Here is a 21006-nt window from a genome sequence, read left to right on the forward strand (position 1 = left end):
ATCGCCTCCTTTTCTTATTTACATTCCGAAATAATCTGTATCGCGGTTATAGGTATGCATCTGCTGTTCAGCTCTCATTGCTTCAGCTTTAGGGTCGGAGTGATAAACATTCAGCTTTCGTCTTCGCTTAGATCGCAGGTCACTGATCCATCCTATTAGAACAAGCACGAGAAATCCGGCAAGAAGCCAGGCCCAGAGCGGCATTGCTCATCCCCCGTTTCCATTTTCAGGTATGCTCTAACTATATTCTGGATGATCTGCCTTTTCAAGAGACAAATGTATCAAGGACTCACATGGCAGCAGGATTTACGGCTTTACAGCTTCTTCTTCCGCTTTCTCAATTAAAGTTGCTTCGTACATTTCCTCATCAGTCTGCACTTTAATACTCTCTTCCACACGAATTCTTCCTTTACCCATTTTATCTCCTCCTTTATTGATATCATAATTAATCTGAAAATTTAGTAAATAATGATTTCGCCCTATTTATTTGACGAATTTTTGAAGTCTGTGTAAGCGGATAAGAAAGTTCATCCTACTTTATCTGCAAAGTTTCGACTTTTAGCTTTCTAGAATCCACTCAGACGTACATTTTGACGAATTGCCTAAAAAAAGGACTAATGGCTTATGCGGGAAATGTCTTATTCCATCATTTGATGATGTTTTTTTCCGGATTGTGTCATGCTAGTGAATGCTTCTCTTTTTAAACCTGCCGCCTCTGACTTCGGTTATGTTTGCTACTGCCAGAAATGCAGAAGGATCCAGCTCTTCCACAATCAGTTTCAGCTTAGCTTCTTCAAGTCTTGTAATCACGCAGAAAATGACTTTCTTGCCTTCACCCGTATATGCGCCTTCTCCGTTTAAGTAAGTGACTCCCCGCCCAAGCCTGGCAAGAATAGCCTGACCGACCTCATCCGGATTTTCACTGATGATCCAGGCAGATTTTGATTCATCAAGCCCCTGAACGACGACATCAATCGTTTTATATGCTATAAAATAAGCAATCAGCGAATACATGGCCCGGTCCCACCCGAATACAAATCCTGCACTTCCTAAGATAAACAGGTTGAAAAACATAATCAGTTCCCCTACAGAAAAAGGAGACTGCTTGTTAAAGAGAATAGCCAGAATTTCCGTACCGTCAAGCGAGCCGCCGTATCTGATGACAAGCCCGACGCCAATACCGAGAATAATCCCTCCAAAAACAGACGCGAGAAGCAAATCTTCGGTTAAAACAGGAACAGGATGCAATAGAGCAGTTGCAAAACTCAGCACGACGACACCAAACAGAGTAGAAAGAGCAAATGTTTTTCCAATCTGATTATAGCCGATGAACAGGAAAGGGACATTGAGGAAAAAAAGAAAAAGACTCAGCTTCAAATTTGTCAGGTGAGACAGAATAATCGAGATTCCCACAATTCCGCCGTCAATGATGCGATTTGGAACGAGGAAAATCTCAAGACCGACAGCCATTAGGACCGCACCCGAACAAATGAGCACCATCCGCTTTCCAATCTCTGCTTTTGGCAGCTTTTTATGCTGTTTGATCAAGGAAACTTGATGGGGCTCCATTTATCCTCCTCCTTTTAGTCACTCTTTTTCTTGTGGATTTATATATTAAATATAAGTACAGAATGAACGCGGCATGACTATTGAGCAAAAAAAAAACCACCCTTAATCCGGGTGATTGCTGCAAATCTCTGTGATAAAATGAAAATAAAGAAAATTCGGACGGTGATGCGGATGAAACTGGTCAACATATGTTTGAAATGCAATGGAAAAGGAAAAATCAGATCCAAACTGCCTTTTTTCAAGAAAACCTGCACTCTCTGCAATGGGACGGGCAAGCGTCAGACGACAATAAAAGAATCTAAGCGCGCCTGACCGCCCTCATCCTCTTTTCATTTTTCTATTGATTCTCCTGCCACTTGCCCAATGCTTTTCGATTGGTGGCGATAACTGCCTCCTTGATCAGACGGCTGTATCCGCCCTCTACAAGAACGTTTATTCCTTCCGCTGTAGCTCCCCCTGGTGTTGTCACTTGTTCTCTCAGTTCCTTCGGCGCTTTTTTCAGCTTCAGCATGGCAGAGGAACCGGCCATCATTTGAGAGACAAGCTTTGTTGCATGTTCATGTGAAATTCCGTACGTCTCTGCCTGTTCGATCAAGCTCTCAGCAAATGCATACAGAAATGCAGGGGCACTTCCTGTAATGGCCGTTAACTGATGAACCTGTTCCTCTGTGCACACCTCTGATTCACCTATCGCATCCAGTACATCCTTCAGCATCAATTTATGATGTTCTAAAGCAGCCTGACCGTAAGCAGCAAGTGACATCGACTCGCCGATTTCAGAAGCTGTATTTGGCATGATCCATGCTGCAGGTACATGCTGGCCGAGATGTTCTTCCAGAAAGGACGGGCCGATACCGGCTGCAATCGTCACAACAAATTGCCCCTTTAAGACCGGTTTAAGCTCCTTTAAAAATTCAGGGTGAGCTTCAGGAGGCATAGCCAGCAGAATCATGTCCGCTTTTTCAGCATCACTGATCCAGCTGAACGAAGGCCTAATGCCGTACTTGTTCTCAAGATACAGAAGCTTATCTTTGTTTCTATGATTCGATACATAAATATCCTCGATGTTCGGCGACTTTACGAGCCCGGAAATGATGGATTCTGCCATCCGGCCTGCACCAATAAAAAGAATCGTCTGTTTCTTCAAAGCGTTCTTCCTCTCTTTATGTCATGTAATCAGTGTACCAGAAAAACCGGTGCATCCGCACCGGCTTTAGCTGTACTGCTTTTCTTTTTCTTTAACTTCCTGTTTGGCTCCTTCAACGTAAATGGTCCGGCTCGGAAATGCGAAATCGACGCCTTCCTCTTCCAGGATTGCCATGATTTTAAAGTTGATGTCCTGCTTCACGCTTAAATGGTCGGCATAAGCAGTTGTTTTCGTAAAGAAATTAAGGAAAATATTGAGGCTGCTGTCGCCAAAAGCGTTAAAAACAACGTTGATTGTTTCATCATGAACGCCGTCATGCTCTGTAAGCATATGCTCAATTTTTTTCACGCACGTCTTAAGCTGTTTCTGCGTTGTATCATAAGTGACCCCAAGTGTGAACTGAATCTGCCTTTTCCCCATCTTCGTCCAGTTTGTAATCGGCTCATTGGCAAGTGTAGAGTTTGGAACCGTCACAAGGGCCTGAGCGAATGTCCGGATTTTTGTGCTCCTGAAGGATATGTCTTCTACAACTCCTTCTACACTTGGTGTTTTGATCCAGTCACCAAGGGTAAACGGCTTCTCTGTGATAATAATAATGCCTCCGAAAAAGTTGCCGATCGTTTCTTTGGCAGCTAGGGCAAAAGCAAGTCCTCCAAGACCGAGTCCGGCGACAAACCCGTTAACATCATAATTAAATTCCTGGGCAATGATGCTGAAAGTAAGAGCCAGAATGACAAATCTCATGACTTTGGATAAAAATGGCCCAAGAATATCATCCATCTCAAGCTCAAACCGTTTGTTTACTTTATCAAAAAGCAGAGATGATGATGCTGTCAGGTTATACAGTCCCCACGCCAGTGTGAGAACAATGGAAGACCGGTAAAACTGGCTGAGTATGTCCCTTTGATTGTCCAGAAAAGGAGAATACAGAATCGCCAAATACAATCCGATCAGAATAAAAAACATCCGCAGCGGTTTATCATAGGCGACCAGTACATTTCTGAACAGATCTGTCGGCGTTTTGCTGCTGAATTTAAGAATCATCTTAAACACATATTTCGTAAACAGCTTGCGCAGGACCATGAACAGAACGAAGATCCCTATACTGACGGCGATCTCAATCAGGCTTTCAGTTGAGGTATATTTTTCAAGCAATATGTTTCTCTCCCTTATGTTTGTATCCCTTATGTTTTTCACAAAATACTATTATACTAAACTCTTCGAGATCCTCATGGTCTTTTAGTCCCTATTTGAAGAGACATTTTTCTTAAGCTTCCATTCCGTATTTATCAATCCGTCCGGGTCAGAACAACTTTCTGGATTTTTTCCTAAGATTCTGATACCGTTATCATAAAAAACCAGAGAGAGGTACATTCAATGTCACTAAACACTTGGTTTGCAAAAGGGTTAACTGCACAGGAATACATGGAGCAAATGAATGTCAACAAGGAAGAAATGACGATTATTCATGAGGGGTTTTCGCTGGATGAAGATGACATCTCCATTCTCGAAAGCATGAGAACCCAGTCTCTTCGCGTCATTGTCCTGACAGAAGACTGGTGCGGAGATGCCATGCTCAACAACCCGATTCTTTTGAAAATTGCTGAAGAGGCAGGGATGGACGTGCGTTTTCTGCTTCGCGACTCCAACCTTGACTTAATGGACCAGTACTTAACAAACGGAACATCCCGTGCCATTCCAATCTTCATCTTTATCGACCGGGACGGAAATGAAAAAGCGGTCTGGGGTCCGCGCGCCCCGAAAATCCAGCAGCTTGTTGACTCACTCAGAAAACATCTTCCTGAAAAAGATCACCCTGATTTCAAAGAAAAGCAGTCAGAGATGATCAAAAAACTGACTGCCGCTTATAAAGAAGACGAATCGCTGTGGAAAGAAGTTTCATACAGCATCATTACAACGCTCAAAAAACGAAGATTGCATGTATAAGCAATCTGAATAAACAGCAAAGCAGCCGTTACTCAGCGGCTGCTTTCTTGATTTCTGCCTGAAGTTCAATTTCCACATTCCCTTTAACCGCACGGCTGATCATGCACGAACTTTCAGCACGTTCAGCAAGTTTCTTCGCAAGCTCTATATCCTTTTCCGATGCTGCGGCTTTTAGCGTGATAACAGGACGATGCACGATTCGTTTATAGGTGATTACCCCGTTTACCACTTCAACAATCCCCTCAGATTCCATCGTTAAATCCTCTTTTTCAAGGCGGCTGCGCCCCATCATGGCCGCAAGCGTAATAATGTAGCACGTTGCTGCAGCGCCGAGGAGCATTTCATCAGGATTTGTTCCGACACCCGGCCCATCCATTTCAGGCGGTATGGAAACTTTTGTTTTCAGCTGTCCGCTCTCGATTTCCCCAACGTCATTTCTGAGTCCGGGCCAATGGGCTTTTAGATAAAAAGAATGTTCAGCCATATAGATCCCTCCAAAAATAATGTTCATCTCACCATTAAAGTATAGCTTCAGCAAACATGAATGTCAGAAATTGTGCTCAGTCAGGAAACCGACACACCGGACATCAGTCCCAAATAGGCTGAGACAATGAAAAGCAAAGCAAGAACAACGGCTGCATAAGCGTTTCTTTTTTTCATAAAACTTAAACCAATCATTCCAAGAAAAAGGCCTGCCAAAAATAATAGAAGGATGCCATCTATTGAAAAATCAAGGCTAAGCGTTACCTGAGGCTCTATGGCAAAGCCCTTGATCCACTCAAACAGGGGAGCAGCTCCTTCTGAACGCAGCGTCACGTTCACGTCGTGAGGCGGAGCCTGTGTTCCAAGAAAGCCTGTCAGAAAAAAAACAGTTCCAACTATCAAACTCTCTGCTCTGACCCACGCGAACGTTCCCCTTTCGCCTGCCTTCCTTCCGATAAAGCCATTTAAAAAAGCAAATACCAGCAGGGGGATAATCGCCAGATGCTTTAGCAGAATCACTTGGCCATACGACAGCGGCCATGCCTGCACATAATCCCGCAAATCAACCATCAGGTTCATAACAAACAGACCCGCTGCGGTCAGGACCGCGAAACAGGCAACCGCAAAAGGCGTAAACCACTTAAGAAAGGCCGGCCAGTTTACAGGATGAACGGTAAACCAGGCTACATGAAGCAAAACACCCGCCCATAGAGCCACAGCAAGAAAATGAATACTGTGCGAAGCCATGCCCATCCAAAACGATAATGACGCAGCATGGCTTGCATAGCCAAGTGCAAAGATCATAAACAGCAGCAGCATGCCCTGAATGAATTTTGGACCATCCATATAAAGAACGAGCCATAAGACAATCGCAGCAGCCGCTGTGAGCATCCAGGATTGTCCAATCTGGAAATCCATCAGCACGGACTGCACGGTCTGGCTGATTCCTGCCGCTTGATAAAAGCTCAGGATCACCTTTAAAACAGGCAGAAATGTAAGCCCGATGATCAGAACAACAGACAGCAGCAAGAACCTCTTAGACACAACCATTTCAGGTTTTTTTGAGGCCGGTACAAGCTGCAGAACCACATGGCCAATTAAAAAGGAGAAAAGAATATAGGTTATTCCTTCTCCGATGGGTATCAGGATATTCACAGCTCTTTACCGTTTTTTTCTCATGAGAGAAATGATGAAAATAACGGCCAGAACGCCAATTGCCGCAAGGGCTATTGTCATAACCGGAGAGCCTTCCTCCGAAGCTTCTGCACTTCCGGTCTGTTCATCAGCCGGCTGTTCCTCTTGAGCTACTTCGGATTTCCCGCTGTCTTCAGGTTCTTCTTCCGTTTGCGGAGCTTCTTCTGCAGCCTCCTGCTGAACATTGAAAGCAAGCGTTCCTTCCATTTCATGTCCGTCTTCGCCGATAATTTTCCACTCAGCTGTGTAAGCTCCGTTTTCAAGCTCACTTTGAGGCGTGCCGATAAGCTTTTCCCCTTCTGCTTTGACCTCAACAGGCACCTCAGATCCATCTTTCACAAGCTTCATTGAACTTAGGGGTTCTATCTTTGTATCAAAGGTCAATTCGATTGTTTTCAATGGTTCTGTAACAGTTGAACCTTTTTCAGGAAGAGAAGAAGTCATATGTGTGTGCGCCATGACGGCATTAGGAAAAATCAGCAAAACGGCCATTGCCGCTATACTTATCCATTTTTTCATCTCGATCAATTCCTTTCACTTATATCATCCACTGTATCTTATCACGGTATACCGGCGGGACATCCGCCTAATTTCAACAGTTTTCTAAACTTCTGTCAGCACTGATTACATTGATAACGTGTTTTTTATGAGTTTGGATGCTTGTTTACACAAACAAAAAAACCCGGATATGTTTTACCTTCCGAGTTTTACTGAATGGACTTTCAGCTGATTTAAATCATTTTCTAAGAGAGTGCGGTTTTCTTCCCTTTCAATCTGATCACAAGCAAGAATCGCACGCTCCATATACTCGCTGTATCTAATGCCGTTTTCTTATGAAAAACATCCATTGTCTCAGCACTCATTCTCTAACCCCCGTGTTGCTGTGATTTTATTCTTTTTCTTTGAACATAGCGCAGCAGGATCATTCCTGCAAATAGTGCGCAGCCTGATGCTATAAAAGCCGGGCCAAAGCGGTTTAACAGGGCATTAACTGTTTCAGCCGAGTCTCCAAACTGGTTGCCGAGCCAAAAAAAAGCGAGAGCCCATATAAAAGCAGATCCGTATGCAAGCAGCGCAAATTTCCAGAACTTCACTTTGTTCATCCCCGCAAGAACGGGACCTAAATGACGCAGAAGCGGAAAAAAATAAGTGATTCCAAGCGTGTATTCTCCGTATCTTGAGAAACGAAGCTGAAATCGTTCAAACCGCCTCTTTGCCCTTTCTTTTCTGACAAGAATGGAAAGAGCAAGCCCGCCAAAACTTTTCCCAATTAAAAACCAGCATGTAAGGGCCGTCATAATGCCCAAATAAGATGTGAAAAAAGCAGGAACCGGATGCAGGATTCCGTGTGAAGATGCAAATCCCCCCATCATGATGATGACTTCGTTAGGAAGGGGAATAAAGAAGGTCCCCGCTGACAGCATGACGTAAAGGGCAACATATCCGTATTCCTCCATAAAAATAAGAAGCTCAGAACTCTCCATGTTTTTCACTGCCCTTTCGTTTAAGTGAGCCTGATTATTCTAAAGTAATGAAATTCCGAGTTCTGAATCCTACTCAGAAATCTCTGCCGCTTCATGGATTTCCCCTTGAAAAATCGCTTTGATTTTTTCGCGGTTCTTTTTAGAAACAAGAATATACAGCGTATCACCGGAGAAAATATTCGTTTCCCCCCGCGGCGTATGAAGTTTTTCATTCCTGATGACAGCTGTTATAAGCGCATCATTCGGAAGCTCAATGTCTTTGAGTTCTTTTCCTGAGACAGCAGCGCCTTCTCCGACTTCCAGTTCAACCATTTCATTGTTCGTCCTCCCGATTGAAATCAGCTCAAGCGAATGAGGCACGGAAATTTTCTTGCTTTCCGACAGTTTTAATTTGTTTGCAAGAGGCGTCAGGGTTGCCCCTTGAAGCAGTGCAGATGTCAGAACGACGAAAAAGACGACGTTAAAGATCAGCTGGCTGTTTTCAAGCCCCGCGAGCATCGGATAGGTTGCAAGGACAATCGGAACGGCTCCTCTCAGCCCTGCCCATGAAATAAACAGTTTTTCTTTCACTGTAAACTTGGAAGCAATCATGCTGAGGAACACTCCTGCCGGACGCGCGACGATCATCAGGATAATGGACAGTAGCAGTCCTTCCCAGATGATATCAACAAGCTGATTCGGGAATACAAGCAAACCGAGTAAAATAAACATTAGAATCTGCATCATCCAGGCGAAGCCTTCGTTAAAACGGATGATCGAATGACGGAATGTAAGATCCGAGTTTCCGACAATAACTGCCATCACGTATACCGCAAGCAGTCCGCTTGCATGTGCGGCCGTAGTAAGGCCGTAAGTAAGAACTGCCATGGCAAGTGACAGAACCGGATAAAGACCGGAAGAATCGAGATTGATTTTGTTTATGACCCAAACAGCCAGTTTACCAAACAGCAGTCCTGCCGCGAGCCCAAAACCCATCTCCCAGAAGAAGCGCAGGATAAGACCGAAGAATCCCGTTTCAGGCTGGCCGATTAAATGGATAATCGTAACGGTTAAAAAGACGGCCATTGGATCGTTTGTTCCTGATTCTGCTTCAAGTGTCGAAGTCAGTCTTTTCTTTATGTTTTTATTGCCGAGCACGGCAAAAACAGCTGCTGCATCCGTAGATCCGACGATTGCACCGAACAGAAGCCCTTCAAGCCATGTCAGATCCAGAACATATTTAGCGAATACCCCTATGATAATGGTTGTAACAAAAACGCCGATTGTCGCAAGCATAGAAGATGGAACGATGATCTTGCGTACATCCATCCATTTAGTCTGAAGACCTCCGTCAAAAATAATGATAATGAGGGCAATCACGCCAAAAAGCTGGGCAAGCTTTGCATTATCGAAGTAAATATAATGGCTCAGCACCATCCCGACAGCAATAAAGAAGACAAGCGAAGGCAATCCAAGCCGCGAGGAAAACTTAGCGGTCATAACTCCGATTGTCAGGAGAACAGCGAATATGAGAATGATGTTATCTACAGAAAATGTCAATATGGCCTCACCTCTGGATTCAGATTTATATTAAAGAATATTTAAATGAAGATGTCAGCCTGGGGCTGGTATAAAGGAATTGCGGAAAGACCGGTTTTGAAGGTCCTAAATAGGGGAATAAGTCTATTTTATCGTATTTCTGCCTGTACAGTCTAATAATTGAACCGGGAAATGGGTTTCTTTTCAAAGCTGCTGGATGCTTCTTCCTCTTATAAAGCATCCCCGATATGGTAAGATAGTTTTCAGATGGCAGAAATCGGGTCATAACACATTTAATTGATGGATTCTGAGGTGACAGAATGAATATAGATACTGCTGCTTTTACAAGGTTGCTGCTTGAGGGCAATCAAAACAGCGCATGGAACATCTTAAAAAAAAGCCATGATGGCGGTGCACATCCTCTGGCGGTTATGCAGAAGCTATTAACTCCTTCTATGGCAAAGATTGGTTTGCTGTGGGAAGAAGATGAGATTTCTGTAGCTGATGAACATCTTGCAACCACAACCTGCGACTTTATTCTGTCGCGGTACAGAGAATACAGTTTAAAGCAAATACCGAAAACCGAAAAAAAAGCCATGTTTCTTTGCCTGGAAGATGAACTTCATCACCTGGGGCTGAAGATGGTTTCTATTTTGTTTGAATGGCACGGTTATCAGACGAGGCTGTTTGGAGCGAGCCTGCCGCTGGAATACGCTCTTGAATACGCAGCAGACTGGAAGCCTGATGTAGTCGGCCTTTCTTTTTCTCTCCGTAAAAACTCTGAACGTCTGTCACATTATATAGATGAAATAGAAAAACTTGATCACTCTCCTCAAGTGATTGTGGGAGGCAGACTGGTTACAGCGTCTGACTTTAAGCACTGCTGTTCAGAGAACACACAGCTTTTCTCAGGCTTATCGGACGCAAATGACTGGCTGCTGAAGGAAGACAGCCATGCTTGACGGCAAACATCTTCCGCTTCCTTTCTATAAATTAGATAAAAATTTCCGCATCATTGAACGTTCTTTGGCAGCAGGCAAGCTGTTTGAAGAGCAGGAAAGCTTTCTTGATCTGGCTGATGAGGACAGCAGGAGAAAAGCCGAGAAAGTGTTATCTTCCGGAAAAAGCGAAACAGAGCTTGTACTCAGAACCTATCAATCTCCTCTTGCTTTGTTCAAATTGAATATGAATACAGATGATGATTTTCTGTATCTTATCCTTACAGAGCAGAATTCAAAAATGGAGACGCTCGTTCAGCAGGTCGAGCTTCACCGCAGAAGACTTGCGGAAACAGACCTGCAGCTGCTGGCAAAAAAAGAAGAGGCAGAGGACGCTTACAGGAAAATCATTGAGCTTTCGTGTCCATTCATTATGCTCACGAAAAAGACCGCCCTTCTTCCACTCTACGGGGAATTGACGGAAGAGCTGATTTCAGCTAACGCCGGAAGACTTTTAAATCTGCTTCAGGAAACCTGCGCAGAACAGATCCTGATTGATTTTCATGGTGTCGGATTCATCGCTGAAACCGGCATGAAGGCTCTGGCAGATCTCGTGAAGGAATTCACCCTGATGGGGGCTTCCACCTGCTTTGCAAGCCTAAATCCGGTTCAGGCTAAACAGGTTTACCGTTGTCATACGTCACTGGATGTCACATATGTAAACAGCCTTAGTTCCGCCCTTGAAACCTATCTCTTATGATGGGTTTTTCTTTTTATCTCTCTTCACAGCAAGGATTTTGCGTGATGATACAGAAGTTCTCCTTAAACGCAAATACAGGAGGCTGCGATGAAAAAAGAACCTTACAAGAATGAGAACAGAGATTTGATGAGCTCGATTTATGATGAATTTGAGAAAAAAGGCGGTGCTGCAAAACTGCCGGGAATGGGAAAACCCCTGCCAAAAAGTGCTCTCAAAGGGGATATTTTCTCCAAAATCGTCAAAAATGCTAACTATCTGCCCGCATGGCTGCAGCGTCAAAAAGAAATCAAACAGCAAATTGAGATTGTTATGAAACTTAAAGATGAAAAACTGCGTATTAAAGAAGTTGAGCGGATCAATCAGGACATCATCAAATATAACCGTATGTGTCCGCCTGCTCTTCAAAAAAATCAGCTTTCATCAGGCCAGCTTGAGAGCCAGTACAAACAGTGGGAATAATCACTTGGTTTCATTCAGTCCCTTCTCGGGAAAAGCTGATTATGGCAAATTGCCGAAGCTCACGAAGGTGAGAAATATTTTAGAAAGTGGTGCATCTATTTGCCGAAAGACAAAATCTTTAAAATCGGATACGGCATTATTATTTTTCTGACAATCATTCTTTTATCAACGAAAGTGGATTTCATCTTCAGACCTCTTGAAATCATTTTCACGACTCTATTCTTCCCTTTTCTTGTATCGGGCATCATTTTTTATCTGCTCCGGCCCATTGTAAGATTTCTCGGGAGAAAAGGAGTTCCAAATACCATTTCCATCATTATTATTTACTTGCTTGTGATTGGACTTGGCACACTCGCTGTTTTCCTGATCGGTCCGCCGATTCAGCAGCAGTTTCAGCAGCTGATCAACAACTTCCCCCAAATCGTTCAGACTCTGCAGGACAACCTTCTTGCACTGAGGGAAAACAAATGGTTTGCCCGCTTTGAACAGAATGACATTATGACGTTTGAAAAAATGACGGCTTCTGTAACAGATTATTTTCAGTCAAATGTCAGCAATATCGGCAGCAGAATCACTGGGTTTATCGGCATTCTGACAAGCATAGCGACGATTTTTGTGACCGTTCCGTTTATCGTCTTCTATCTGTTGAAAGACGGGGACCATGCACCGAAACAAGTGCTGCGCTTTCTTCCATATACAAAAGCTGAAGAAGCAAAGCTGATCTTGAAGGACATGGATCATGCCCTCAGCTCCTATATTCAGGGGCAGGCTCTTGTCAGCCTTGTGGTCGGGGTCATGATGTATATTGGCTACCTGATTATCGGGCTTGATTATTCCATTCTCCTTGCTCTGTTTGCGATGCTGACGAACGTTATTCCTTTCCTCGGACCATTTATTGCGGTCATTCCGGCTGTGATTGTAGGCTTTTTGGACTCACCGTTTATGGTTATACAGGTTCTGATCGTGGTCATTATCGTCCAGCAGATTGACGGCAACGTTACATCCCCGCTGATTATGGGCAAAAGACTGGATATTCACCCGTTGACCATTATCCTGCTGCTGATTGTCGCAGGAAGCATGGGCGGCCTGCTGGGCATGCTTCTCGCCGTTCCGACTTATGCCATTTTAAAAGTCATAGTCAGTCATTCATACAGACTGTATCTGCTCAGAAAAGAAAAGAAGGATCCGCTCCGCAATTCATCAATTGACATCGAAACGGAGTAATTTTTCCGCATTTGCAAGATAGTAATAGGAAATGACCAAATAAAAACGGGCAGGTGGAACTATGTCGTTTTTTCAACTACTGAAAAAGGGAAACAAATCATCAGGGATTGCCGCTCTTGGAAATACGGCTTTGACCATTATTAAAGGGATTGCCGCCTTCATAAGCGGCAATGGAACGATGTTTGCAACAACTCTGCATTCAGCGGCAGACGCAATCAATCAGGGCTTCGTTTTTATCGGGAGCGCGCTTGCAGAAAAGGCTCCGACGAAGCGTTTTCCAACAGGCTTCGGCCGGGTGGTGAACCTTTTTGTACTCATAGCGGTAATCGTCATTTCCATAATGGCTTATGAAACGCTTCATAAAGGATGGGAACTGATCCAGCATCCGAAAGAGACCACAAACATTTTGCTGAATGCCGGAATTCTGGTGATTGCCGTTATTGTTGACGGGCTCATACTCATTAAAGCCATGAAAGAAATTGCACACGAAACAAGAACAGAAGGAAAAGGACTTGGGCTTGCCTCGAACGCATTCAAAAATGTGAGCCTTGCCTCTCCCCCGACCCGGCTTGTTTTTTATGAGGATATTATCGCAACGTTCGGTGCGCTCCTTGCTCTTGTATCCATTGTTGTTTCTTATTTCACCGGCCTCTATGTGCTTGACGGGATCGGCACACTGCTGATTGGAATCCTGCTTATTGTCATCGCAGTTAAAATCGGATATGAGAATACAATCGGCCTGATCGGGGTTGCTGCACCGAAAGATGTGGAAGACCGGATCGCCGAATTAATCCTGACTGACCCGGACGTTGATGATATTAGAAACCTCCGCATACTCCAGGAAGGCCGGAAATATCATGTTGAAAGCTACCTGGAGCTGAAACCGGGATTATCCCTTGCTGTAGCTGATGATATTAAAATCAGGGTCCGGGACCTGCTCTATACAGATCCGGACGTTGCCGATGTTGTACTGGGCATTTTTGAATCTGACGGAATTAAGTCGTGGAGAGACGAACCTACCGTTTAAGCATTTAAGCTAAATACAATCCGAGCTGGGCTAACCAGTTCGGATTTTTTTATGGATAGGAAGGCCTTTTCGGCAAGGAAACCCCTAATGTGTTCTATTCCTGCTATTTTCCTATTTAAGGGTTTTAAACTGGACAACAAAGGGAAAAGTTCAAATGTTTTCCAATAGTGTCAGGGGGTTAAAAAAAGTGAAGCTTTAAGTGATGTCAAACGTTTAAAAGTATGTACAACTTGATAGACCAAATCGGAGAGGAGCTTGTTTATTTTGAAAAAGTGGAGTTTATTGATCGGTTTACTGTTTACACTCGTTTTGGCCGGATGCGGACAGAGCGCAGCAACAAATGAGGAGAAAGAAGACAAACAAGCAGAAAAAGCAGAAGCTGAAACGACCGAAACAGCAGATAAAGAGAAAGAAGCTACAGCTGAAGAAGTCCTTGCATCGGCTTCCGAGAAATCAGCTGACCTTAAAAACTTCGCCATGGACGGAACAATGGATATGATCGTCACTTCAAGTGAAGGACAAATGGAAACAACGGCCGACATGCAGACAAAAACGAATATCGAGCCGCTCGTCATGCAGCAGACGATGAATATGTCGGCTGAAGGACAGACAACTTCCATTGAAATGTATATGGATGACCAGTACATATACATGAACGACCCTGTTTCCGGAGGCTGGATCAAAATGAGCCAGGCAGGACCGGGCATGGGAGAAATGATGAACCAGGCAAAAACAATGACGCCTGCAGACCAGATTAAGCAAATGGAAGCAATGGCAGACGACATACAGCTTGAAGAAACAGACACTGAGTATATCCTGAGCGTAAAAGGAAACGGCGAGAAACTGATGAGCCTGACTGGAAACATGATGGGTTCTGATCCGAACATGCAGGCTGTTATGGACCAAATGGACATTGAACAAATTGATTATACGTATACACTTGATAAAGAAACCTACTATCCGAAAGCACTGGATATGGTTATCAAAATGTTCGTTACAGAAAACAACGAAGAAGTAGAGCTGCAGCAGTCCATCTCCACAAAGTTTTCAGAAATGAACGAGCTTGAAGGCTTCAGCATCCCAAAAGAAGTTCTTGATCAAGCTGTGGAAGTTCAGCCTGGAGGTTAAATGCGAATCATCCGGAATTTATTCCGGGTGATTTTTTTTTCTTTTTTTATATCCAACAGAAAAAAGACCCTCAAAAGAAGGTCTTTTCATCATTCATCTGCTATCCAATCATCCCAAGCACAATCCCGCCGGCAGCAGCCAGAAGTACGACAAGCCATGGAGGCAGTTTAAAGTAAACAAGCAGAGCGAATGCTGCCAGGGCAAGTGCAAAGTCTCCTGTCGATTTAATCGCACTTGTCCAGACCGGATCGTAGAGTGCAGCAAGGAGGATACCGACTACAGCGGCATTTACTCCCATCAGTGCTGCCTGCACGCTGCTTTTCTCCCTGAGAAAATTCCAAAACGGAAGCATGCCGACAACCAATAGGAATGAAGGCAGGAACATGGCAGCTGTCGCAACAAGAGCTCCTGTTACACCGTTCATTGACGCCCCGAGATAACTCGCAAACGTAAACAGCGGTCCTGGAACCGCCTGGGCGGCCCCGTACCCGGCAAGGAAGGTTTCCTCAGAAATCCAGCCCGGAGGAACAACCTCTCTCTCGATCATCGGAAGAACGACATGCCCTCCGCCGAAGACGATCGATCCGACACGGTAAAACGTATCAAACATTGCCATCCAAATAGACGGGAAGACCTGGCGGAGCAGCGGAAGTCCGGCCAGCAGTCCCGCGAAAAGAATCCAGGCTGCAGCTCCTGTCTTTTTACTGATGGAAATAGCAAGTTTATCAGCCTTTGGAACGTCCTGATTCCGGTACATGATGTAACCGGTCACTCCGGCAATGATGATGATGACAATTTGTCCGATTGCTGTCGGGAAAAACAGGGCGCAGACTGCAGCAATCACAGCGATGGCAATTCTTGGCCGGTCAGGGGCAAGATTCTTCCCCATCCCCATAATCGCCTGTGCAACAACCGCAACTGCAACAATCTTCAGACCCGTGATCCACCCGGCATCTTCAGCCTGAAAACCGGTAACAAAGTAGGCAAACAGGATAAGGGCAATCACAGAAGGCATCGTGAATCCAAACCAGGAGATGAAGCCACCGACCAATCCTCCTCTGACAATTCCTATGGATATGCCCACCTGGCTGCTCGCAGGTCCGGGCAGGAACTGGCAGAGCGCCACAAGATCTGCATAGCTGCGTTCGTCAAGCCACTTCCTCTTTTTCACATATTCATCTCTGAAATAACCCAGATGGGCCACTGGCCCGCCAAATGAAGTGAGGCCAAGCCTCGTTGACACCAGCAGAATTTCAATCCAAGTTTTAAGCATCAATACTCCTCCCTTAACACTTCTTTTGCAAGCTCTCTAAGCATTTTCTTAGCATCTTCCAGTGCTTGCTCTCCTTCTTTTGTGATGCTGTAGTATTTGCGGATCCGGCCGTTTTCTTTCCGGTCTTCCCTCGTTAAGCAGCCTGACTTCTCAAGATTGTGCAAGTACGGATAGAGTGTTCCGGGGCCGATTTCATATCCGTGGCTTCTAAGCTCCTCAATCATGAAAGAACCGTAGACCGGCTCTATTTTCGCATGGTACAGGATGTGAATTTTAATGGCGCCTAAAATAAATTCACGCACGAATGACCATCACCTTTCCTGATATCGAATACCGATATCGTTAATCAATATTTTAACAAAGATTTATTAATTTCATGTGAAGATTTCATCATTTATAAAACAAAAAAAGCCTCCGCTGGAAGCTTTTAGTGATGAGAATGTTCTTCGTTTGATTCTTCTTCCTTATTTGTGAGTTCACCTTTGCCGACAACAAATTCTTTTTTGGGCATCACATGCAAGTCACGTGCCGTGACATGTGTCTGAACAAAGTAGCTGCCTTCTTCACTGAACGATTTCTGAACTTCATAAATGCCGTCACCTGTGTGCTCCGCTCTGATCATTTCACTTTCTTCCTTGCTGTCTGCTTTCCAGATTTCAAACTGCACCTCGGAAGCATCTTCCACAGCCTGATCTCCTTGAGAGACAGTGACAGATAGGGTTTCTTCCTTGTTCAGGCTGATCGTTTCGGGAACGCTGATTTCAGCATGTACCATCAGTGAACCTTCTGCCGCGTTTTCTCCTTTTGAACAGGCAAAAAGAACAAACACAGCCGATACCATTAAAATCCCCGCTGCAATACGTTTCATCTTCCATTCATCTCCTATGAAAAAATAAAGCCCCTATTATTGTAACCGCTTCAATGGACAAGCACAACTCGGCCATTGTGGTTATTCTGCTTCATATACAGCCTTTCCTCCAAAGAACACGGCCTTTCTCTTTGTTCTTCTCGCAATGGCTTCCGCAGAGCAGGATGCTTCTGTTAAAAGAAAATCCGCACGGTCTCCCGGTTTTGGCCAAAGCTGCTCACCTTCTTTTGACAGCGGAGTTATTCCCTTTGTGATATAGCCCAGCGACTGACTCAAGGCAAGTTCATCCTTCCACCGGTTTACCTGGGAAAGCACGTTAGCCTTCTCAAGCATATCCCCTGTCCCAAACGGATCCCAGTGGTCGGTAATGCTGTCATTGCCCAGATAAACGTCCACTCCTTCAGCCTTCATTAAAGCAAGCGGCATCTTAAAATCAAGGGGTACGGTTGAAGCAAGACTGACACCACGTTCTGCAAATCTTATAGCAAGCTCCCGTGCTTCGCCTTCTGACAGTGCAGCAAGTCCAAATGCGTGGCTGATTGTCACAGGCTTTTTGAATTTCGCATCTTCAAGCATAGTTAATAGTCGTTTGATCGTATAAATGCCAAGGTGTCCTCTGTCATGCAAATGCAGATCGATTCCTGCCCCAAATTCCACAGCAATCTCGATCATCGCAGAGAGTGACTTTTCAATATCTTCATCTACCGTCGCAGGATCGACTCCCCCGACAAACTGTGCTCCATTTCTCATCGCTTCTTTTACAAGTTCAACGCTGCTGCTCCTGAGCAAACCATGCTGGGGAAAAGCTACGATTTCGCCTTCAAGCTTGTTCTCAAAGCTCTTAAATGCCTGCTGGATCAGCTCAATATGCTTCACACCGATAACCTGATCGACATTGCAGTGTGTTCTTACAAACGCTGTCCCGTTCATCAGCTGGAGCTCAAGCAGCTTTTCTGCGCGTTCCTGCACTGAGGGCAGCTGCTCGAGAAGAAGCGTTTGTTCCTCTTCTATTCTCGTAAAAATCGATTTCGCCTTAGTCGGGGCCTTCCATCTTCCTCCGTAATAGGTCTTGTCCAAATGGATATGCATTTCCGCAAACGAAGGAAGTGCCAATGCGCTTTCTGCATCGAACAACTCATAATCTTCCAATTCTCCTGAACCGGCACGCACAATCTCTTCTATTCTCCCATCAGCAAGAATGAAATCAACCATTTCTGTTTCTGTAGCGGTTACATCTCCCAATTCATTAAAACCATAGCCCTTTTCAACAAGCACATTCTTTACAAGCGTTTTCTTCACGATTACCCCTCCGTCTGTCCCTTTTTCTTTTCTTGCAGAAGATCAATAAAGTTCTGTGCCGTTTTCGGCAGGTAGTGATTTTTCAAATATATAAGTCCGGATTCCCCTAACCCCTCTGTCTCTTCAAGCAGATAAATGTGAAGGCCTGAAGGCGGTTTTAATTTGATGACCGTCTCCGGGACAATCGTTGCCCCGAAACCTGCTGAGACCAGATCAAAGAGAATGGTGACATCCGAGCATTCACATATGACGTCAGGATCAAGGTCCCTTGATGTAAAAACAGATAAAATCTTGCTGTAAAGACCGAGCCCTTCTGTACTTGGGATAATGAGAGGCACATTTACAGTTTCCTCTGCTTTAACCGTTCTTTGATCAGGATTAAGCGGACTTGAAGAGACAAAGTAAAACGGTTCAGGTTCAAGATGAATGACATGATAATCATTTAGATCGAGAGGCAGTCTGACGATGGCAAGATCCAGGACTTTTTCCTTTAACAGCCTGCAAAGCTGGGCGGAATCATTCTGCTGAATTTTATAGGTCACATCAGGATATTTCTTTTGAAAATGCTTTAATAAACCGGGCAGCTTATCGTTTGAAAGGGTGTTCACCCCGATGGACAGCTTCCCCTTTTTCCCTGTCCCAGTTTCTTTCACCTCAAAAAGCGCCTCTTCCATTGCATCTGTTACTTTTAATGCATGCTGGTAAAGCTTTTCCCCGGCATCTGTCAGCTCAAGTGATTTCCCTTTGCGCTCAGCAAGAATAAGTCCAAGCTCTGTCTCCATCTGCTTCAGCTGCTGGCTGAGGGGCGGCTGGGCCATTTTCAGTCTGTTTGCAGCTGCTGTGATCTGGCCTTCTTCAGCAATTGCAATGAAATAATTCAATTGTCTGATATCCATATGCAACCCTCCTTATTACCATACTTTTTTAATATACTTTATTGATTATATAAATATTTTTCATATACATGACTGTATGATAGCATAAATTGAATGGATGAAGATGGATGTTTTTTAAAAATCTAATTACGGTTCCCACTTTAAAATGATGTTTGATAGATTAGATACTGAAGTATGTCAGAGAGGATCGATTGAAACATGAACAACTCTAAATTCACGACACCGCTTGCCTCCGTGCAGTGGCTGTTCTTTATTTTTGCAAATACGATTGTGGTGCCGATTTCAGTAGGAACTGCTTTTGATCTGACCCCGGACCAGATTGCCGTCACTCTCAGAAGCTCCCTGATTTTTACGGGTATTGCCTGCTTTCTTCAGGGGTGGATCGGCCACAGATACCCGATTATGGAAGGCCATTCAGGAATTATTTGGGGTCTGATACTTAACCTCGGCATGTCTGCGTCCTCACTTGGGATGAGTTTTACCCAAATTGGAGGGGGCATTGCTTCAGGCATTTTGCTCGCGGGCATTGTCACAATCATCCTTGCTGCTTTTAATTTGACTGCAGTGGTTCAGAAGATCTTCACGCCAATGGTTGCGAGCGTCTATTTATTCCTGCTTGCCTTTCAGCTGATTCTTACCTTTTTTAAAGGGATGCTGAAAATAGAAGATGACGGAACCTTAAACGTGGCTGTGAGCTTATTTTCCATCCTGCTCGTTCTTTTTGTCAGCCTCCTTAAAATAAAAGGAAATGCCTTTCTCGGAAACTTTTCAATTCTGCTTGGAATTGCGGTCGGCTGGATTCTCTATTTGATCCTCTTCCCAGGCGAAACTGCAGCAGAATCCGTTTCTCCTGAAGGGTCCATTTTCTTCCCTCTTGGCCTTCCTAACCTGGAATGGGGAATTGTCCTAATTGCCTTTCTTGGGGGGATGATGAATCTGAGCAATACGATCGCTTCCATCCAGGCGGCTGAGAAGCTTTATCAGAACGAACCTGAACCTGCGTCCTTCAGAAGGTCCTTTTTCCTTACAGGCTCTTATTCCGTTGGCGCTTCACTGCTTGGCCTTGTTTCGTATGCGCCATTCACCTCTACCATCGGTTTTTTGGAGAGCACTCAAATACTTCGGCGCAAACCGTTTCTGATCGGCGGAGCAATGATCACGATTATGGGAATCTTTCCGCCTCTTGTATCCATTCTGGTCACTCTCCCGATCACTGTAGGCAACGCCGTCCTGTTTGTCGCCTATCTCCAGCTCTTTGGCACTGCGCTGAAAAGCATACAGGGCAAGGCATTTGATTCAAAAACCATCTTCCGGATCGCCGCCCCTCTTCTGATCGGCGTCAGCATCATGAACACAGATCCTGCCGTCTTCCGAGACCTATCCGTCTACATCTCGCCGCTGCTTTCAAACGGACTGATGATGGGGATATTGCTGTCGATATTGTTGGAGGCGTTTGTGAAATGGGAATAAGAAAAGCGGAATCGCTCGTTTAGCTCCGGGAGCCAGATAAGAAATTGACCAGAAAGGCCGGGTTTGCCTTTTTGGGCAATTTTGTTCTGGCAGAGGAGTTGAGCGATGGAGCTGGACAATGCGAAAAGCGGAGCCGACTGTTCAGGCCTGACAGGCAGAAAAGAAATCACCGGAAAAGGCCGGGTTTGCCTTTTTCGGTGATTTTGTTCTGACGGAAGGACTAGGAGGCGGAGCTGGACAATGCGAAAAGTGGAATCGCTCGTTTAGCTCCGGGAGCCAGATAAGAAATTGACCAGAAAGGCCGGCTTTGCCTTTTTGGGCA

23 protein-coding genes are annotated in these 21006 nt (G+C 44.7%); 8 read left to right on the forward strand and 15 right to left on the reverse strand.

From position 1 onward, the window contains the following. Nucleotides 1-18: 18 nt before the first annotated feature. From MHB63_04565 to MHB63_04585, 5 genes are all read right to left on the reverse strand, one after another. On the reverse strand, nucleotides 19-204 hold the full coding sequence (locus tag MHB63_04565) for a hypothetical protein (protein ID MEK3805866.1): 186 nt from the start codon (nucleotides 202-204) through the stop codon (nucleotides 19-21). A gap of 102 nt (nucleotides 205-306) precedes the next feature. Next, the gene (locus MHB63_04570; GenBank protein MEK3805867.1) at nucleotides 307-417 is read right to left on the reverse strand and encodes a YhdX family protein; all 111 of its coding nucleotides are present in this window, start codon (nucleotides 415-417) and stop codon (nucleotides 307-309) included. A 264-nt stretch (nucleotides 418-681) separates the two neighbouring features. Beyond that, a complete protein-coding gene (locus tag MHB63_04575; GenBank protein MEK3805868.1) occupies nucleotides 682-1569 on the reverse strand; it encodes a YitT family protein in 888 nt (295 codons plus the stop codon). A gap of 337 nt (nucleotides 1570-1906) precedes the next feature. Continuing rightward, nucleotides 1907-2716: a pyrroline-5-carboxylate reductase gene (gene proC / locus MHB63_04580; GenBank protein MEK3805869.1), complete on the reverse strand. Its 810-nt coding sequence runs from the start codon at nucleotides 2714-2716 to the stop codon at nucleotides 1907-1909. A 66-nt stretch (nucleotides 2717-2782) separates the two neighbouring features. Next, nucleotides 2783-3874 carry a mechanosensitive ion channel family protein gene (locus MHB63_04585; GenBank protein MEK3805870.1) on the reverse strand — a complete coding sequence of 364 codons (1092 nt, stop codon included), beginning with the start codon at nucleotides 3872-3874 and terminating at the stop codon, nucleotides 2783-2785. 219 nt (nucleotides 3875-4093) lie between these two features. Here MHB63_04585 and MHB63_04590 point away from each other — a divergent pair, with 219 nt between their 5' ends. Beyond that, complete coding sequence (locus tag MHB63_04590) at nucleotides 4094-4663, forward strand: thioredoxin family protein (protein ID MEK3805871.1); 570 nt, start codon at nucleotides 4094-4096, stop codon at nucleotides 4661-4663. A 28-nt stretch (nucleotides 4664-4691) separates the two neighbouring features. Here MHB63_04590 and MHB63_04595 read toward each other — a convergent pair whose 3' ends face one another. The 5 genes from MHB63_04595 to MHB63_04615 form a co-directional block, all read right to left on the reverse strand. Continuing rightward, a complete protein-coding gene (locus tag MHB63_04595; protein MEK3805872.1) occupies nucleotides 4692-5147 on the reverse strand; it encodes an OsmC family protein in 456 nt (151 codons plus the stop codon). A gap of 80 nt (nucleotides 5148-5227) precedes the next feature. Beyond that, nucleotides 5228-6301 (reverse strand): CopD family protein, encoded by a 1074-nt coding sequence (locus tag MHB63_04600; protein ID MEK3805873.1) that lies wholly within the window; start codon nucleotides 6299-6301, stop codon nucleotides 5228-5230. Nucleotides 6302-6307: 6 nt separating this feature from the next. Continuing rightward, nucleotides 6308-6859 carry a copper resistance CopC family protein gene (locus MHB63_04605; GenBank protein ID MEK3805874.1) on the reverse strand — a complete coding sequence of 184 codons (552 nt, stop codon included), beginning with the start codon at nucleotides 6857-6859 and terminating at the stop codon, nucleotides 6308-6310. A 347-nt stretch (nucleotides 6860-7206) separates the two neighbouring features. After that, nucleotides 7207-7824 carry a DedA family protein gene (locus MHB63_04610; GenBank protein MEK3805875.1) on the reverse strand — a complete coding sequence of 206 codons (618 nt, stop codon included), beginning with the start codon at nucleotides 7822-7824 and terminating at the stop codon, nucleotides 7207-7209. A gap of 69 nt (nucleotides 7825-7893) precedes the next feature. Further along, complete coding sequence (locus tag MHB63_04615) at nucleotides 7894-9363, reverse strand: potassium/proton antiporter (GenBank protein ID MEK3805876.1); 1470 nt, start codon at nucleotides 9361-9363, stop codon at nucleotides 7894-7896. A 299-nt stretch (nucleotides 9364-9662) separates the two neighbouring features. Between MHB63_04615 and MHB63_04620 the strand changes: the two genes are divergently transcribed. The 6 genes from MHB63_04620 to MHB63_04645 all read left to right on the forward strand — a co-directional run bounded on the left by MHB63_04620 (nucleotide 9663) and on the right by MHB63_04645 (nucleotide 14878). Then, nucleotides 9663-10304, forward strand: a complete 642-nt coding sequence (locus MHB63_04620; GenBank protein MEK3805877.1) for a cobalamin-dependent protein — start codon at nucleotides 9663-9665, stop codon at nucleotides 10302-10304. Beyond that, complete coding sequence (locus MHB63_04625) at nucleotides 10297-11040, forward strand: STAS domain-containing protein (protein MEK3805878.1); 744 nt, start codon at nucleotides 10297-10299, stop codon at nucleotides 11038-11040. Before MHB63_04620 ends, MHB63_04625 begins: the two co-directional genes overlap by 8 nt. An 87-nt stretch (nucleotides 11041-11127) precedes the next feature. Further along, a complete protein-coding gene (locus MHB63_04630; protein ID MEK3805879.1) occupies nucleotides 11128-11499 on the forward strand; it encodes a DnaJ family domain-containing protein in 372 nt (123 codons plus the stop codon). A 99-nt stretch (nucleotides 11500-11598) separates the two neighbouring features. Continuing rightward, nucleotides 11599-12723 carry an AI-2E family transporter gene (locus MHB63_04635; protein MEK3805880.1) on the forward strand — a complete coding sequence of 375 codons (1125 nt, stop codon included), beginning with the start codon at nucleotides 11599-11601 and terminating at the stop codon, nucleotides 12721-12723. Between the two features lie 61 nt (nucleotides 12724-12784). After that, nucleotides 12785-13750 carry a cation diffusion facilitator family transporter gene (locus tag MHB63_04640; GenBank protein ID MEK3805881.1) on the forward strand — a complete coding sequence of 322 codons (966 nt, stop codon included), beginning with the start codon at nucleotides 12785-12787 and terminating at the stop codon, nucleotides 13748-13750. A 264-nt stretch (nucleotides 13751-14014) separates the two neighbouring features. Then, the gene (locus tag MHB63_04645; protein ID MEK3805882.1) at nucleotides 14015-14878 is read left to right on the forward strand and encodes a DUF6612 family protein; all 864 of its coding nucleotides are present in this window, start codon (nucleotides 14015-14017) and stop codon (nucleotides 14876-14878) included. Between the two features lie 100 nt (nucleotides 14879-14978). Here the strand turns inward: MHB63_04645 and chrA are convergent, their stop codons facing one another. From chrA to MHB63_04670, 5 genes are all read right to left on the reverse strand, one after another. After that, complete coding sequence (chrA, locus tag MHB63_04650; GenBank protein ID MEK3805883.1) at nucleotides 14979-16151, reverse strand: chromate efflux transporter; 1173 nt, start codon at nucleotides 16149-16151, stop codon at nucleotides 14979-14981. After that, entirely contained in the window at nucleotides 16151-16453 is a 303-nt protein-coding gene (locus tag MHB63_04655) for a PadR family transcriptional regulator (GenBank protein MEK3805884.1), read from the reverse strand. Before MHB63_04655 ends, chrA begins: the two co-directional genes overlap by 1 nt. A gap of 125 nt (nucleotides 16454-16578) precedes the next feature. After that, nucleotides 16579-17019: a FixH family protein gene (locus tag MHB63_04660; protein MEK3805885.1), complete on the reverse strand. Its 441-nt coding sequence runs from the start codon at nucleotides 17017-17019 to the stop codon at nucleotides 16579-16581. 81 nt (nucleotides 17020-17100) lie between these two features. Beyond that, entirely contained in the window at nucleotides 17101-18318 is a 1218-nt protein-coding gene (locus MHB63_04665; protein MEK3805886.1) for an amidohydrolase, read from the reverse strand. A 2-nt stretch (nucleotides 18319-18320) separates the two neighbouring features. Then, nucleotides 18321-19214: a LysR family transcriptional regulator gene (locus MHB63_04670; GenBank protein MEK3805887.1), complete on the reverse strand. Its 894-nt coding sequence runs from the start codon at nucleotides 19212-19214 to the stop codon at nucleotides 18321-18323. A 198-nt stretch (nucleotides 19215-19412) separates the two neighbouring features. On the opposite strand from MHB63_04670, the gene MHB63_04675 reads away from it, so the two are divergent. Continuing rightward, nucleotides 19413-20684, forward strand: a complete 1272-nt coding sequence (locus MHB63_04675; GenBank protein ID MEK3805888.1) for a uracil/xanthine transporter — start codon at nucleotides 19413-19415, stop codon at nucleotides 20682-20684. Nucleotides 20685-21006: the final 322 nt, after the last annotated feature.

It is taken from the genome of Bacillus sp. FSL H8-0547, assembly GCA_038002745.1.
Taxonomy (GTDB): Bacteria; Bacillota; Bacilli; order Bacillales; family Bacillaceae; genus Bacillus_P.

Coding starts and splice junctions, on each gene's coding strand:
- MHB63_04575 (MEK3805868.1), bottom strand. CDS start 1,569: ATGGAGCCCCATCAAGTTTCCTTGATCAAACAGCATAAAAAGCTGCCA.
- MHB63_04625 (MEK3805878.1), top strand. CDS start 10,297: ATGCTTGACGGCAAACATCTTCCGCTTCCTTTCTATAAATTAGATAAA.
- MHB63_04630 (MEK3805879.1), top strand. CDS start 11,128: ATGAAAAAAGAACCTTACAAGAATGAGAACAGAGATTTGATGAGCTCG.
- MHB63_04660 (MEK3805885.1), bottom strand. CDS start 17,019: ATGAAACGTATTGCAGCGGGGATTTTAATGGTATCGGCTGTGTTTGTT.
- MHB63_04605 (MEK3805874.1), bottom strand. CDS start 6,859: ATGAAAAAATGGATAAGTATAGCGGCAATGGCCGTTTTGCTGATTTTT.
- MHB63_04590 (MEK3805871.1), top strand. CDS start 4,094: ATGTCACTAAACACTTGGTTTGCAAAAGGGTTAACTGCACAGGAATAC.
- MHB63_04595 (MEK3805872.1), bottom strand. CDS start 5,147: ATGGCTGAACATTCTTTTTATCTAAAAGCCCATTGGCCCGGACTCAGA.
- MHB63_04565 (MEK3805866.1), bottom strand. CDS start 204: ATGCCGCTCTGGGCCTGGCTTCTTGCCGGATTTCTCGTGCTTGTTCTA.
- MHB63_04640 (MEK3805881.1), top strand. CDS start 12,785: ATGTCGTTTTTTCAACTACTGAAAAAGGGAAACAAATCATCAGGGATT.
- MHB63_04675 (MEK3805888.1), top strand. CDS start 19,413: ATGAACAACTCTAAATTCACGACACCGCTTGCCTCCGTGCAGTGGCTG.
- MHB63_04620 (MEK3805877.1), top strand. CDS start 9,663: ATGAATATAGATACTGCTGCTTTTACAAGGTTGCTGCTTGAGGGCAAT.
- MHB63_04670 (MEK3805887.1), bottom strand. CDS start 19,214: ATGGATATCAGACAATTGAATTATTTCATTGCAATTGCTGAAGAAGGC.
- MHB63_04610 (MEK3805875.1), bottom strand. CDS start 7,824: ATGGAGAGTTCTGAGCTTCTTATTTTTATGGAGGAATACGGATATGTT.
- chrA (MEK3805883.1), bottom strand. CDS start 16,151: ATGCTTAAAACTTGGATTGAAATTCTGCTGGTGTCAACGAGGCTTGGC.
- MHB63_04570 (MEK3805867.1), bottom strand. CDS start 417: ATGGGTAAAGGAAGAATTCGTGTGGAAGAGAGTATTAAAGTGCAGACT.